The organism is bacterium SCSIO 12827, assembly GCA_024397995.1.
Classification (GTDB): domain Bacteria; phylum Pseudomonadota; class Alphaproteobacteria; order Rhodospirillales; family Casp-alpha2; genus UBA1479.
This window is the reverse complement of sequence record CP073746.1, coordinates 514,902-529,454: the sequence shown is the minus strand read 5'-3', so window position 1 is coordinate 529,454 and position 14,553 is coordinate 514,902. Positions and strand designations below refer to the sequence as shown.

General features: G+C 64.9%; 14 protein-coding genes. 8 read left to right on the top strand and 6 right to left on the bottom strand.

Annotation, left to right across the window (positions count from 1 at the left end):
- Nucleotides 1-231: 231 nt before the first annotated feature.
- A complete protein-coding gene (queC, locus tag KFF05_02490) occupies nt 232-1,062 on the bottom strand; it encodes a 7-cyano-7-deazaguanine synthase QueC (protein UTW52268.1) in 831 nt (276 codons plus the stop codon).
- On the opposite strand from queC, the gene queG reads away from it, so the two are divergent.
- On the top strand, nt 1,040-2,125 hold the full coding sequence (gene queG, locus KFF05_02485; GenBank protein ID UTW52267.1) for a tRNA epoxyqueuosine(34) reductase QueG: 1,086 nt from the start codon (nt 1,040-1,042) through the stop codon (nt 2,123-2,125). The two genes, queC and queG, sit on opposite strands and share 23 nt — an antisense overlap.
- On the opposite strand, the gene KFF05_02480 is transcribed toward queG, so the two are convergent.
- Complete coding sequence (locus KFF05_02480) at nt 2,116-3,099, bottom strand: hypothetical protein (protein ID UTW52266.1); 984 nt, start codon at nt 3,097-3,099, stop codon at nt 2,116-2,118. The two genes, queG and KFF05_02480, sit on opposite strands and share 10 nt — an antisense overlap.
- 126 nt (nt 3,100-3,225) lie before the next feature.
- Here KFF05_02480 and KFF05_02475 point away from each other — a divergent pair, with 126 nt between their 5' ends.
- The gene (locus KFF05_02475) at nt 3,226-4,062 is read left to right on the top strand and encodes an SUMF1/EgtB/PvdO family nonheme iron enzyme (protein ID UTW52265.1); all 837 of its coding nucleotides are present in this window, start codon (nt 3,226-3,228) and stop codon (nt 4,060-4,062) included.
- Nucleotides 4,063-4,083: 21 nt separating this feature from the next.
- On the opposite strand, the gene phaR is transcribed toward KFF05_02475, so the two are convergent.
- Nucleotides 4,084-4,695, bottom strand: a complete 612-nt coding sequence (gene phaR / locus KFF05_02470) for a polyhydroxyalkanoate synthesis repressor PhaR (GenBank protein ID UTW52264.1) — start codon at nt 4,693-4,695, stop codon at nt 4,084-4,086.
- 458 nt (nt 4,696-5,153) lie between these two features.
- On the opposite strand from phaR, the gene KFF05_02465 reads away from it, so the two are divergent.
- The 6 genes from KFF05_02465 to katG all read left to right on the top strand — a co-directional run bounded on the left by KFF05_02465 (nt 5,154) and on the right by katG (nt 12,915).
- Complete coding sequence (locus tag KFF05_02465) at nt 5,154-6,350, top strand: alpha/beta fold hydrolase (protein UTW52263.1); 1,197 nt, start codon at nt 5,154-5,156, stop codon at nt 6,348-6,350.
- A gap of 213 nt (nt 6,351-6,563) precedes the next feature.
- On the top strand, nt 6,564-7,739 hold the full coding sequence (locus tag KFF05_02460) for an acetyl-CoA C-acetyltransferase (protein UTW52262.1): 1,176 nt from the start codon (nt 6,564-6,566) through the stop codon (nt 7,737-7,739).
- A 77-nt stretch (nt 7,740-7,816) separates the two neighbouring features.
- Nucleotides 7,817-8,542: an acetoacetyl-CoA reductase gene (phbB, locus tag KFF05_02455; GenBank protein UTW52261.1), complete on the top strand. Its 726-nt coding sequence runs from the start codon at nt 7,817-7,819 to the stop codon at nt 8,540-8,542.
- 41 nt (nt 8,543-8,583) lie between these two features.
- Nucleotides 8,584-9,597: a VCBS repeat-containing protein gene (locus tag KFF05_02450; GenBank protein ID UTW52260.1), complete on the top strand. Its 1,014-nt coding sequence runs from the start codon at nt 8,584-8,586 to the stop codon at nt 9,595-9,597.
- Nucleotides 9,594-10,511 carry an EamA family transporter gene (locus tag KFF05_02445; protein ID UTW52259.1) on the top strand — a complete coding sequence of 306 codons (918 nt, stop codon included), beginning with the start codon at nt 9,594-9,596 and terminating at the stop codon, nt 10,509-10,511. The genes KFF05_02450 and KFF05_02445 overlap by 4 nt, the downstream gene beginning before the upstream one ends.
- 181 nt (nt 10,512-10,692) lie before the next feature.
- Nucleotides 10,693-12,915, top strand: coding sequence for a catalase/peroxidase HPI (gene katG, locus KFF05_02440; GenBank protein UTW52258.1), 2,223 nt, complete (start codon nt 10,693-10,695; stop codon nt 12,913-12,915).
- A gap of 19 nt (nt 12,916-12,934) precedes the next feature.
- On the opposite strand, the gene KFF05_02435 is transcribed toward katG, so the two are convergent.
- From KFF05_02435 to KFF05_02425, 3 genes are read right to left on the bottom strand one after another with little or no spacing between them, the layout of a single operon-like run.
- Nucleotides 12,935-13,393 carry a MarR family transcriptional regulator gene (locus tag KFF05_02435; protein UTW52257.1) on the bottom strand — a complete coding sequence of 153 codons (459 nt, stop codon included), beginning with the start codon at nt 13,391-13,393 and terminating at the stop codon, nt 12,935-12,937.
- 51 nt (nt 13,394-13,444) lie between these two features.
- A complete protein-coding gene (locus tag KFF05_02430) occupies nt 13,445-13,903 on the bottom strand; it encodes a cupin domain-containing protein (protein UTW52256.1) in 459 nt (152 codons plus the stop codon).
- Nucleotides 13,904-13,933: 30 nt separating this feature from the next.
- The gene (locus KFF05_02425; GenBank protein ID UTW52255.1) at nt 13,934-14,536 is read right to left on the bottom strand and encodes a glutathione S-transferase; all 603 of its coding nucleotides are present in this window, start codon (nt 14,534-14,536) and stop codon (nt 13,934-13,936) included.
- Nucleotides 14,537-14,553: the final 17 nt, after the last annotated feature.

The window sequence follows — 14,553 nt, the reverse complement described above, 5'->3', positions numbered from 1 at the left end:
GTTGCTATACGCCTCTCGGCGTGAAATTTGCAATTTTTGTGACCCAGATCACGGACCGTGGCCATACCCATATGTAATTTAGAAAAATATGATTTGTCCTGTTTGAGTTTCGGAGGCGACCATGCCCCTCCTCAAGCCATCGACCCTGCGCAAGGCGCTGAACGTGGTGCTGCTCGGCATCGGTGCCCTGTTGGGATTGATGCTCGCCTTCTCCGCCAGCGGCGCACAGCCCTAGACGGCATAGGCCGTGGGGTCATCGACCCCGGCCTCGGCAAACCCCTTTTTGCGTAGCTGACAGGAATCGCAACGTCCGCAATGGACCGGCGCGTCCGTCGGACCGCCGGTCCCCGGATGCGGGTCGTAGCAGCTCCACGTCTGAGCATAATCGACACCCAGCGCCATACCGTGCTGGATGATTTCCGCCTTGGTCATGTCCATCAGCGGCGCCTGCACCTGGAACGGGCCGTCCGTGCCGCGGGCCATCGCCTCGACCCCTTCCTTGGTGGCCAGATTGGCCAGGCGCTGGAACGCCTTGATGAAGGCCGGACGGCAATCGGGATAACCGGAATAATCAAGCGCGTTGACGCCGATGAAAATATTTCGCGCCCCACCCGTTTCGGCCAGCGCCAGGGCATGGGCCAGGAAGATGGTGTTGCGCGCCGGCACGTAGGTGACCGGAATGCCGTCGGCCATGGCGTCGGCATCACGGTCCTTGGGCACCTCGATATCGGCGGTCAGGGCCGAGCCCCCATAGACGGCCAGGTCAATGTCGGCCACGGCGTGACGCGCCACGCCCATCTGCCGGGCGACGCGTGCGGCGATGTCCAATTCAACGGAATGGCGCTGCCCGTAACGGAACGACAGGGCCAGAAGGCGATAGCCCTTGTCTCGCGCGATGGCGAGGACGGTCGTGGAATCGAGCCCGCCCGACAACAGAACCACGGCTGTTTCACCGTTCACCACGTGGTCATTCTCCAGATATGTCTGTGTGGTAGTGTGCCCCTGCCTAGCATATTGCCGCGACGCGCACGAGAACCGGATGAGCCCGATTGCACCAGACATTCTGAAACGCCGCCTGATCAACGAGGCCAGGGCCCTCGGCTTCGATGCCGTCGGGATCACGGACACCCGCGCCGCCCCCCGCGACCGGCAGGCGTTGGAGGCTTTCCTCAAGGCCGGGCATCACGGTGACATGGCCTGGATGGCCGACGGCCCCCGGGGCGCCGTGCGAGGTGACCCGGAAGCCATGGTGCCGGGGGCCCGCACGGCCATCGTGCTGGCCCGCAACTACGGCCCCTCGGGCGACCCAATGAATATTCCCGGACAACCGGACAAGGGGGCGGTCAGCGTCTATGCCCAGGGCAAGGATTATCACGACGTCATCAAGAAGCGCCTGAAGCAGTTGGCCCGCTGGCTTCAGGCCGAAGCCGCCCAGGGCCGGGACAGCCCGCCCGACGTGCGTGTTTTCGTCGACACCGCGCCGCTGATGGAAAAGCCGTTGGCCCAGCGCGCCGGGATCGGCTGGCAGGGCAAGCATACCAATCTGGTGTCGCGGACCCACGGATCCTGGCTGTTCCTGGGCGAGATTCTGACCACGCTGGAATTGCCGCCCGACCGGCCCGAGGCCGATCATTGCGGATCCTGCGACGCCTGCATGCGGGCCTGCCCGACGGACGCTTTTCCCGCGCCTTATCGTCTGGATGCCACACGCTGCATCAGCTACCTGACGATTGAGCACAAGGACGCCATCGCGCCCGACCTGATGGCCCGCATGGGCAACCATGTCTACGGCTGCGACGACTGCCTGGCCGCCTGTCCGTGGAACAAGTTCGCAGCCCCCACGGACGAACCCGCCTTCGCCCCCCGCCCCGGACTCGACGGACCGCGTCTGGCCGACCTGGCGCGGCTGGACGACGCGGCGTTCCGCGAAATGTTCGCGGGCTCGCCGGTCAAGCGCACGGGGCGCGACCGGTTCGTACGCAACGTGATGATCGCCGTGGGCAATTCCGGTGACCCGGCGCTGGTTCCGGTGGCGGAAGACCTGTCCGCCGATGCATCAGACCTGGTTGCCGGGGCCGCACGCTGGGCCTATGAACGGCTGAACGCCGCCAAGGCTCAGAGATAGCGGCGGTTGCGGAAATAAAGCCAGAGGGCGATACCGAGGGCCAGCAGCGCGCCGCTGGTCACCCAGAATCCGGCCTTCGATTCCGCAAGCGGTATGCCGCCCACATTTATACCGAGAAGCCCCGTGACGAAGCCGAGCGGCAGGAAGATCGCCGCGACCACGGTCAGCGTCGTGGTGATGTCCGTCGCCCGCTGATTTTCCAGGGAGCGCAATTCATCCTGGGTAACCTGCGCACGGCCCAGGATGGCTTCGATATCCGCGGCAAGGCGCCCGAATTCCGCCGACAGTTCCGCCAGTTCGTCGGCCGCCGAATCATCGACCCAGGCCGGGCGCTGTTCGGCGATATCAGCGAAGGCGGCGCGCTGAGGTTTGAAGAAGCGGTGCAGTTGGATTGCCCGGCGGCGCAGCTTGGCGATGCGCGGGCGCAGGGTCTTGGTCTCGTCGGCCTGGGCCAGGTCCTCGTCGATCTCGTCCAAATCGTCCGCGACGCCGGCGAGAATCTCGGCCTTCTCCTTGGCCATGTTGCGGCCGACAGCGCACAAAAATTCGGATACGGATCCCGGCCCCGATTTCTTCGCCAGGGCGATCTTGATGTCCTCGATGGCGGCTAGGTGACGCAGGCGGGCCGATATGATGCGCGCCGGCCCGATCCACAGGCGTAGCGATATCATGTCGTGGGGATCGGCGTTTTCGTGGGTGTTGACCTCGCGCAGGATCAATAAGATCCCGTCATCCAATTCGGCATAGCGCGGCTCCGTATCCGGCGCCAGAAGCCCCTCGACCGCAAGCTCCGGCAGGTCCGGCTGGTCGTGCAGCCATTGGCGGGCAGGTTCCTTGGTAATGTCCAGGTGCACCCACTCGACCCGGCCCTGTTCCTTCTGAACGGCTAACTGGTCGACCTCGAGCAGGCGTGCCCCGCCCTCGCCATCCAACACCCCGGTGAACACAAACCCTGCATCGCTCGCAGCCGTCATCGTCCTAAACCCTCGTCGTTTCGCACCCGCCACAGGTCGCGGGATATCTCCTGCCGCCATCGACCGCGCGGTCGTATATGATTATCCTATCAGAACCGGTTTTCATTTTGGGCAAATCAACACGTCATGATCTCCCGCTTTCTTCCCGTCCTGCGCATCACCGCCCTTCTGCTGGCCCTGGTTGCCGTCCCGGCCCTGGCCCAGACCCCGGCCGCCAAGCCTGCGGCGAAACCGGCGCCCGCCGCCCCCAAGGTGTTCAAGGACTGCGACGTCTGCCCGGAAATGGTCGTCCTGCCCAAAGGGGCATTCATCATGGGCAGCGACCTGCTGCCGGCGGAACAGCCCAAGCATCCCGTGTTCATCAAGAAACCCTTCGCCATGAGCCGGTTCGAAATCACTTTCGACAACTGGGACGCCTGTCTGGCCGAACGGGGCTGCACGCATAATCCCCACGACCACAACTGGGGCCGCGGCCGGCAGCCGATCATGAACATCGATTTCTACATGGCCGAAGGTTACGCCAAGTGGTTGTCGCAGAAGACCGGACATACGTACCGCCTGCCGACGGAAGCGGAATGGGAATACGGTGCACGGGCCGGGTCGACCACGGCCTATTGGTTCGGCGACAACCCGGATGACGGCCTAATCAATTGCCGCAAATGCACCGGTGCCGTGCCCGGCCACCGCAACGCCCCGGTCGGCCAGTACAAGCCCAACCCCTTTGGGCTCTACGACATGCACGGCAACGCCTATGAATGGGTCAGCGACTGCTGGGTGCCCCATTATCAGGGGGCGCCGCGCGACGGCTCGGCCCGCACCGAAGGGGACTGCGCCATCCGAGTGATCCGGGGCGGATCCTGGTATTATTTTTCCCGCCAGTCACGCTCATCCTCACGGGCCAAGAACGCCGCGGCAGTGAAAAGCTACTGGCTGAGTTTCCGGGTCGTCCGGGAATTGGACTAAGGCGGGAAGCTTCCGGAAGGTCTACTTCTTGTCGCCGGACAGCGAATCAAGCTGACGCTGCATCTCTTCCAACTTGGCCCGCATGTCGTCGATGTCGGCGCCACCCTGGGCCGCGGCACCGCCCTGCGGCGTGCCGCCGCCCTTCGGCGTGCCGGCCGGCGGCGTCGGCATGGGAAACGGCGAGAACATCTTCATGGCGTTCTCGAACAGGACCATGTTCTGCTTCGACACTTCCTCGAACTGACCGAACGGATTGAAGCCCCCAAGGGCATCTTCCATCGTTTTGCGCAGCGTTTCCTGATTGGTCGCGAAAGACTGCATGGTCTGTTCCAGGTAATTGGGCACCACAGCCTGCAGGCTGTCGCCGTAGAAGCTGATGAGATGACGCAGGAAGCCGATGGGCAACAGGTTGGTGCCCTTGCTTTCCTCTTCGACGATGATGTGGGTCAGGACCTGGCGGGTGATGTCCTCGCCGGTCTTGGCGTCGTTGACGACGAATTCGTCACCATCCTTGACCATCTGGGACAGGTAATCGAGCGTCACATAGCTCGACGTCGCCGTATTATAGAGCCGCCGGTTGGCGTACTTCTTGATGATAATCGGCTCGCCTTCGGCAGGCTTTTTTTCCGCCATCGGTTTCCCCCAGGTAAACGCGTTGCAACGCGGCAAAATACCGCGTCCATTGCTGCGCCGCAATGAAAGTTTCCCCGACCCCGGGGCCGACGGTATAGTGAGCCCACCGGACGCTCACAGCAACACGCGCGGAGACAAGGAAGCCGCCATGGCCGATCAACCGGACCTGGACCAATTGGCGAAACAGTACCTGGACCTGTGGCAGGACCACATGCAGTCCATGGCCGCCGACCCCAAGGTCACGGAAACCATGTCGCAGATGACGCAGATGATGACCGGCTCGGCCACCGCTTTCGCGGCCCTGGCGCAGCAGGCGATCAACGCCGGCAAGCAGCCCCCCACCCCCTCGACATCCGGCCCCAGCACGGAACCCCCGACCCATGACCCATCAGACTACGGACCCGGTACCACCGCCCCGGCCCCCGGCGGTCCAGGGACCCCGGCCCCTGGCGCTGCACATGGCGGTGCAGACCTCGACATGGCTGAGCTCGCTCGCCGCCTTGACGGCATCGAACGGCGGCTTGCCGCCCTTGAGTCCGGAACTGGCGGCGCGCGCAAGGGACCTGGAAAAGGCCCTTCAAAACGTTCCGCCTGAGGCCTTCTACAAGGCGGTGACGGAGGAGGCGCGCCAGCGCCTGGACCAATTCACCCGGGGCGTGCGTAAGTACCGCACGGCCCCCCGCACGGCCCGCCCGGACGAGCCGCCGGTGATCTGGCGCGAGGGCTCGGCCCGCCTGCTCGATTACGGGGCCGTGCCCGAGGCGACAAATCCCGAAGGCCCCGTGGTCCTGGTCATTCCGTCCCTGGTCAACCGCTTCTGGGTCCTCGACCTGGATCACGACCAAAGTTTGCTGCGCTCCCTGGCGGCACGCGGCCTGCGCCCCCTGGTCATCGATTGGGACGCCCCCGAAGGCGCGGAAACCGCCTTTACCCTCACCGACTACCTCACCGGGCGGCTCGCCCGCGCACTCGATGCCGCCGTCGCCCTCAACGGCGGGCCGGTGGCGCTCGCCGGTTACTGCATGGGCGGGCTGCTCGCCCTGGCCCTGGCGCAGCTACGCCTCAAGGATGTCCGCGCCCTCGCCCTGATGGCCACGCCCTGGGATTTTCACGTCGCCCAGGGCGATCTGGTGCGCGTGCTCGCGGGCATGATGCCCCGGCTGGAGGACACGGTGGCCAAAGCCGGCGTGCTGCCCGTCGACATGATGCAGGCCATGTTCGCGGGCCTGGATCCCTACATGACCCCCGCCAAGTTCCGTCGCTTCGCCGAGATGCCCCCGGACGCCCAGGCCGCCAGGCGCTTCGTGCAGTTGGAGGACTGGCTCAACGACGGCATCGTTCTGGCCGGGCCGGTGGCGCTCGAATGCTTTCGTGACTGGCACTTGCGCAACACGCCGCCCCGGGGCGAATGGGTTGTCGCGGACCAGGCCATCCGCCCTGAGCAGGTCACCTGCCCGGCCCTGGTCGTGGTGCCGGAACAGGACCATATCGTGCCGCCGGCATCGTGCCGCGCGCTGGCAGCCGGCCTGCCCGACGCCAGGGTGCTGCCGGTCAACGCCGGACATATCGGCCTTGTCGCCGGCGGCAGCGCGCATGAAATGCTGTTTACACCACTGTCGGACTGGCTTTTATCCGCCCCCGTGCCCCCATCTTGACCTGCGTCAAGGTGGCCCAGGGATCATCCTTGTATCCATCAGGGATGCGCCATATAACCGACAGAGGGACGAAGGCCGTCTAGAACGGCCACGCAAGGCAAACATCCAAACGGTTTCAATTCAGCGCAGTACCGCAAAACTGCGTATTTGCAGCCGCCTCGCGGGGCCACGGTCCATGCTGGGGGGATGTATTCATGTTGAGGAGAGAGAAGAATGTCTGAAGTCGTAATCGCCAGCGCCGCACGCACCGCCATCGGCGCCTTCAACGGTGGCCTCAGTTCCGTTCCCGCCCATTACCTGGGCGAAGTCGCCATCCGCGCCGCGCTTAAGCGCGCCGGCGTCGCGCCGGCGGACGTCAACGAAGTCATCATGGGCCAGATTTTGCAGGCCGGCGCCGGCCAGAACCCGGCCCGCCAGGCCGCCGTCAACGCCGGCATCCCGGTGGAGGCCACGGCCTACGGCATCAACCAGTTGTGCGGCTCGGGCCTGCGCACCGTAGCCCTCGGCTTCCAGGCCATCAAATTGGGTGACGCCGACGTGGTCGTCGCCGGTGGCCAGGAAAGCATGAGCCAGGCCCCCCATGTCATGAACCTGCGGAACGGCACCAAGATGGGATCGGCCGAAATGGTCGACAGCATGATCAAGGACGGCCTGACCGACGCCTTCCACGGCTATCACATGGGCAACACGGCGGAAAACGTCGCCCAGCGCTGGCAGCTGACGCGTGATGAACAGGACGCCTTCGCACTGTCGTCGCAGCAGAAGGCCGCCGCCGCCATGGAAGCCGGAAAGTTCAAGGACGAGATCTGCCCCGTCACCATCAAATCCCGCAAGGGCGAGACGGTTGTCGACACGGACGAACATCCCAAGCCGGGCACCACGGCGGAAGCCCTGGCCGGCATGCGCACCGCCTTCGACAAGGAAGGCACGGTGACCGCCGGCAACGCATCGGGCATCAACGACGGTGCCGCCGCAACGGTTCTGATGACCTTGAAGAATGCCGAAAAGCGCGGCATCACGCCGCTGGCCCGCATCGTTTCCTGGGCCACCGCCGGCGTCGATCCCGCCGTCATGGGCACCGGACCGATCCCCGCGTCCAAGGCTGCCCTGGCAAAGGCCGGCTGGACGATCGACGATCTGGATCTGATCGAAGCCAACGAAGCCTTCGCCGCGCAGGCCTGCGCCGTCAACAAGGATCTGGGCTGGGATACCGCCAAGGTCAACGTCAACGGCGGCGCCATCGCGCTGGGGCACCCGGTGGGGGCTTCCGGCACGCGGGTGCTGACCACGCTGCTGTACGAAATGCAGAAGCGCGACGCCAAGAAAGGCCTGGCCACGTTGTGCATCGGCGGCGGCATGGGCATCGCCATGTGCGTCGAACGGGACTAACACGCAGAACATAACGGGGCGCCGATCGGCAGGGGAGGCGGCGCCCCTTTTCGCCATAAAGTTCAAGGGAGAGTGACATGGGACGCGTCGCATTGGTTACCGGGGGCACCCGCGGGATCGGCAAGGCAATCAGCGTTGCCCTAAAGGAAGCCGGATACACCGTCGCCGCCAATTACGCCGGCAATGACGAAGCCGCCGCCAAGTTCAAGGACGAAACGGGCATCCCCGTCTACAAGTTCGATGTCGGCGACTTCGATGCCGTCGCCGCTGCCCTGACCCAGATCAAAGCCGACTTGGGTGCCGTGGAAGTGCTGGTCAACAACGCTGGCATCACCCGCGACGTACCGCTGCACAAGATGTCGAAAGAACAGTGGGACGCGGTGATCGACACCAACCTGTCCGGCCTTTTCAACCTCACGCGCAACGTCATTGACGACATGCGGGGGGCCGGCTTCGGGCGGATCGTGTCGATCAGCTCGATCAACGGCCAAAAGGGACAATTCGGGCAAACCAACTATGCCGCCGCCAAGGCCGGCGACCTGGGCTTCACCAAGGCCCTGGCCCTGGAAACGGCGTCCAAGGGTATCACCGTCAACGCCATCGCACCGGGCTACATCGCCACGGAAATGGTGATGGCCGTGCCCAAGGAAGTATTGGATACCAAGGTCATCCCGCAGATTCCCGTGGGCCGCCTGGGCCAGGCCGAGGAAATCGCGCGCTGCGTCGTGTTCCTGGCCTCGGACGAAGCCGGCTTCATCACCGGCTCGACCCTGTCGGCCAACGGCGGGCAGTACATGGCGTAACTCCTGGCACAGGTCAGACAGTTTTGATAAGACGGCGCGTCATGGTACGCGCCGTTTTTCTGTTCGCCCTCAGTGCCGTCCTGTCCGCCGCCTCGACCGCCGAGGCGATGGAGGCGCGCGAGTTCGGGGCTGAACTGCCCCACCCCGTAACCTGGGTCGGGCGCATTGACGGTACGGCCGTGATCAAACTTGCCGACGGCACCCACCATACGGTCGGTCTGGACGAACAGGGCGTAACCCTGACGCCGCGCCCCGAGCCCCTGGCCCCCGTGGGATCGAACGACAGCGCCCCCATGCCCGACGAGATCGTCGTCACCGGCACCCGCAACATCCGCGCCGCCTGGTACCGCAAGCCGACGGACCGCTACGGCCACGGCGTGCTGGGCGACGCGATCGAGGCGGGCGGCCTGGCCTTGCGCCTTCGGGGCGGATATCTGGAAACCCTCGACCTGACCACCCAGGCCGTGTTCGAGGACCGCACGCCCCGCATCGTCGATATCGACGGCGACGGGGTCGATGAAATCCTGGCGGTCAAAAGCTACACCAAGGCGGGGGCGGCGCTGGCCGTCATCGAGACCTCGGACCGGGGCCTGCGCTGGGCCGCGGAATCGGAGCCCATCGGCCAGCCCTTCCGCTGGCTCAATCCGGTCGGCGTCGGCGATTTTGACGGCGACGGACGCAACGAGATCGCCGCCGTGGTCACCCCCCATGTCGGCGCGATCCTGAAACTATACGAGTGGAAGGGCGAGCGGCTTGAGGTCGAGCATCAGGCCGATGGCTTTTCCAACCACGCCATCGGATCCCCGGAACTGGGCCTGTCCGATGTCGCCGACATGGACGGCGACGGCATCCCCGACCTGATCGTCCCCGACGCGGCCCGGCGCAACTTGCGCGTCGTCACCTTCGCCTTCGGAAGCTTCCGCCAACTGGCCGAGGTCGTGAACACGGACACCATCGACCTTGCCGTGGTGGTTCAGGATCTGGACGACGACGGCCGGCCCGAAGCCGTGATCGCGCCCGGCGGGCGGCTCAAGGTCGTGAAATTCACGCCATGACCGCCGTCGCGACGGCACGAACGAAAGCAACCCTGATCGGTGCCACGGCGGTCCTCATGTGGGGCATGCTGGCGCTGCTGACCACGCTGACGGGCCATGTCCCGCCGTTTCAACTGGTCGCCCTGAGCTTTGCCGTCGCCACCGCGTTGATCGTCCTGAAATGGGTGATCCGGGGCGAGCAGCCGTTGGCCCATCTGCGCCAGCCGTTGGGTGCCTGGGCCTTGGGCGTGGCCGGGCTGTTCGGCTACCACTTTTTCTATTTCATGGCCCTGCGCAACGCGCCACCCGTCGAAGCCGGGCTGATCGCCTATCTGTGGCCGCTGTTGATCGTGGTGTTCTCGGCCCTGCTGCCGGGTGAACGGCTGCGCTGGTGGCATGTGGCCGGGGCGCTGGCCGGACTGGCCGGAACGGTCATTCTGGTGACCGACGGCGGCGGATTGAAGGGCTTCAAATCGGCGCATACGCTGGGCTACGTCATGGCCGGTGCCTGCGCCCTGACCTGGTCCGCCTATTCCGTCATCAACCGGCGCTTCCGCACCGTGCCGACGGACACGGTCGGCGGGTTCTGCGCCGCGACGGCGGTGCTGGCGCTCCTCTGCCATCTCGTCTTCGAGACCACGGTCTGGCCGGCGGATGCGGGCGAGTGGCTGGCCGTGCTGGGCCTGGGCCTGCTGCCCGTGGGCGCCGCTTTCTTCGCCTGGGATCACGGCACCAAACACGGCGATATCCAGGTCCTGGGCGCCCTGGCCTATGCCGCCCCCCTGATCTCGACCGTTCTGCTGATCGCCTTCGGCCGGGGCGAGGCCACGCTTTCCGTGGGGCTGGGGTGCCTTCTGATCGTCGGCGGCGCCGTATTGGCATCGAAGGCGATGCTAACGCGCCGCGCACCGCGCCTCACCGCCCCAAAACCGTAAGCATTTGGATTTTCAGATCGCATCTGGCGCCTGCTGGCACAGTATGGCACAATCCTTTTTTAGAATGACTCTAATATGAGCCGTTTGACACGGGTCAAAGCGGGCCTGCCATAAAACGGCAAGAATGCGGACACAAACTGTCCGGATCGAAATCGAACGCAAGCCAACAGGGAGACATCACATGGTCGCGAAAGCCACCAACACGACGGGCAAATGCCCGGTCATGCACAGCGCCCCGTCCAACGCGACCTCCGCGGGCAGGTCGAACCGGGACTGGTGGCCGAACCAGTTGAACCTCGGCATCCTGCATCAGCATTCCGAGAAGTCCAATCCCATGGACCCCGGGTTCGATTACGCCAAGGAGTTCAAGAAGCTCAAGTACAAGGCCCTGAAGAAGGACCTATATGCACTGATGACCGACTCGCAGGACTGGTGGCCCGCCGACTGGGGTCACTACGGTCCCCTGTTCATCCGCATGGCCTGGCACAGCGCCGGGACCTACCGCGTGGCCGACGGCCGCGGCGGGGCGTCGACCGGCAATCAGCGGTTCGCGCCGATCAACAGTTGGCCCGACAACGGCAACCTGGACAAGGCGCGCCGCCTGCTGTGGCCGATCAAACAGAAATACGGCAACAAGATTTCCTGGGCCGACCTGATGATCCTGGCCGGCAACTGCGCGCTCGAATCCATGGGCTTCAAGACCTTCGGGTTCGGCGGCGGCCGCGTCGACATTTGGGAGCCCGAGGAAGACATCAACTGGGGTGTCGAGACCGAATGGCTGGCGACCAGTGACAAGCCGAACAGCCGCTATTCCGGCAAGCGCGAACTGGATAATCCCTTGGCCGCCGTGCAGATGGGTCTGATCTACGTCAACCCGGAAGGCCCGGACGGCAAGCCTGACCCGGTCGCCTCGGGCCACGATGTGCGTGAAACCTTTGCCCGCATGGCGATGGATGACGAGGAAACCGTGGCCCTGGTGGCCGGCGGGCATACCTTCGGCAAGTGCCACGGCGCCGGCGATGCCGGCTTGGTCGGCCCCGAGCCGGAAGCCGCACCCATCGAGCAGATGGGCTTTGGCTGGAAGAACCGCTTCCGCAGCGGCAAGGGCCTGCATGCCACGACCAGCGGCATCGAAGGGGCCTGGAAGCCCAACCCGACGACCTGGGACATGGGCTATTTCGACATGCTGTTCGGCTATGAGTGGGAGTTGGTGAAAAGCCCCGCCGGCGCCCATCAATGGCTGGCCAAGAACCCGGCCCCGGAACACATGATCCCCGACGCGCATGATCCGAAAAAGAAACACCGCCCGATGATGACCACGGCGGATCTGTCGCTGCGTTTCGATCCGATCTACGAGCCGATCTCGCGGCGCTTCCACAAGAATCCGCAGGCTTTCGCCGATGCCTTCGCCCGGGCCTGGTTCAAATTGACTCACCGTGACCTGGGCCCCCGCGGGCGCTACCTCGGGCCCGAAGTTCCGGCGGAAGAATTGCTGTGGCAGGACCCCGTGCCCGCCGCTGACCGGTCCTTGATAAACAAGAAGGATGTGGCGGCCCTGAAGAAAAAACTTCTCGCCTCGGGCCTGTCTATCTCGGACCTGGTGTCGACCGCCTGGGCATCGGCCTCGACCTTCCGTGCCTCCGACATGCGCGGCGGGGCGAACGGGGCGCGCATCGCCCTGGCTCCCCAGAAGAAATGGGAAGTGAACCAACCGACCCGCCTGGCACGGGTCCTCACGGCCCTGAAAAAGGTCCAGGCCGCGTTCAACAAGAAATCCCGAAAACGCCAGGTCTCGCTCGCCGATTTGATCGTTCTGGGCGGTTGCGCCGCCATCGAGGCGGCGGCCAAGAAGGCCGGGCACAAGATCGAGGTTCCCTTCACGCCGGGCCGCACGGACGCCACACAGAAACAAACCGACGCCGCCTCTTTCGCCCCGCTGGAGCCGTTGGCCGATGGCTTCCGCAATTACGTGAAAACAGGCTTGAAGGTGCCCCCGGAAGAGATGCTGATCGACAAGGCGCAGTTGCTGACACTGACCGCACCGGAAATGACGGTTCTGGTCGGAGGGCTGCGCGTGCTGGGGGCCAACCACAGTCAATCCAAGAACAGCGTGTTCACCGACCGCCCGGGCGTTCTGTCCAACGACTTCTTCGTGAATCTGGTCGATATGGACACGGAATGGAAGCCGGTCGCCCGGTCCAAGGACCAGTTCGAAGGCCGTGACCGCACCACCGGCAAGGTGAAATGGGCCGCCAGCCGGGTTGATCTGGTATTCGGATCGAACTCCCAACTGCGTGCTCTCGCCGAGGTCTATGCCCAGGACGGCGCCGAGAAGGCCTTCGTGCGCGCTTTCGTGGATGCCTGGACCAAGGTGATGAACGCGGACCGCTTCGACCTGGCGTAGTTTCGGGTACGGGTGGGGGCTAGCGCCGGCCTTGTTTACCGGGCAGCCCCCAGTCGACCGAAAGGTTCGCCCGCAGGTCCGCCACGGCGGCTTTGCCGATGCGCTTCGCCAGTTCATGTTCCAAGGCGTCGATGGCGACGGCGGCCTTCTGATCCAGGGTGCGGCCAAGCAGGGACAACTTGACCAGTTTGACCCGCCGGTCCGTGGGCGAACCGACCAGTTCGACCAAGGCTGCCCTTTCCATCTCGCCGATCTGCTGATGCATGGCCTGACGGGTCACGCCGACGCGGCGCGCCAGTTCGGCGATCGAGGTGCCGTCGTCGTCAAGGGATACCAGGGTCATGAACTGGGTGCCGGACAGGCGCGGCAGATGCGCCGTGTCGGGATCGGTGGCGAGGCCTTCCTCGAACCAGCGGAAGGCCCGAACCAAAAGGGCCCCCAGGTTGTCCGCACCGTGCAGGGTCTTATCGGCGGCCATGGCGGCCTCCACCACAAAGTTGTCAATTGGCTTTACGTTAGAGCCGGGGCCTTAGGATTTCCAGTCTTCCGGCGCCCAGCCGGGGGCCGCCATTTCGAACCCGGCAAAATCAAAGGCCGGGGCGACCGTGCAGCCGACCAGGACCCATCCGCCCGGCGACGCGTCGGCAAGGGCCGCCGCCTGCCAGCAGCCGGCAGGCACCACCGCCTGGGGCGATTGCCCCGCCGTCAGATTTTCTCCTAGTAGATGGGTTTGCACCGACTTGCCATCCGGCGACAAACCCAATGTCAGGCCTGCCGCCCCGGCGCCGCCGGCGGCATGAAAGTTCCAGATTTCCACGGCGTCGACCCGGTGCCAATGAGACCGTTCACCCGCCGCCAACAGGTAATAGATGCTGGTCACCGCCCCGCGTCCGCCACCCGGCGGTCCATCGCGGTGAATTTCCCGAAAGTGACCGCCTTCCGGATGGGGGGCCAGGTTCAGGGCCTTGATGATGTCGGCTGCCTGCACTTAGCCCCCCTTGTCTCCGTCCGGTTCCGGTTATTCCTTGGGCTCGGTCGCCACCATGGACGGGCGGGCCGAGAACCCGGCATACCAGTCGGCCAGCGCCGGGCAATCGTCGCGCCAGCCAAGATCATTGAACCGCATGTCGAGCCAGCCGATGGCGCAACCCACGGAAATCTGGCCGATGGTGACCGGACCGGCGAGCGCGCCCGCATCGTCCTCAAGCGCCTTGAAACAGCGGCCGAGAACCTTGTTGGCGCGGTCGATCCAATCCTGACGCGGGCTTTCCTTCCAGAACCGGCCTTCAAGCAGACGGCGGATGCCGGTTTCGGCCATGCCGTCGCCCAGCGCGTTCAGGCGCAGCGCCTGCCAGCGGGCGCCGCCCACGGCGGGAAACAGCTTCTGGCCATCGTGCAGGCTGTCCAAGTATTCGCAGATGACGGAAGAATCGTAGAGGATTTCGCCACCGTCAGTGACCAGGGTCGGCACTTTGCCGACCGGATTGTCCGTGCCGATGTCCGTGTCCGGCGCCCAAACATTGGTGTTGATGCGCTCGATCTGGTCGTCCAGGCCGGTTTCGATGGCCGTCACCCTAACCTTGCGGACGAAGGGCGATGTCGGGGAATAGCGAAGTTTCATGGATTAGGTGTCTCCGG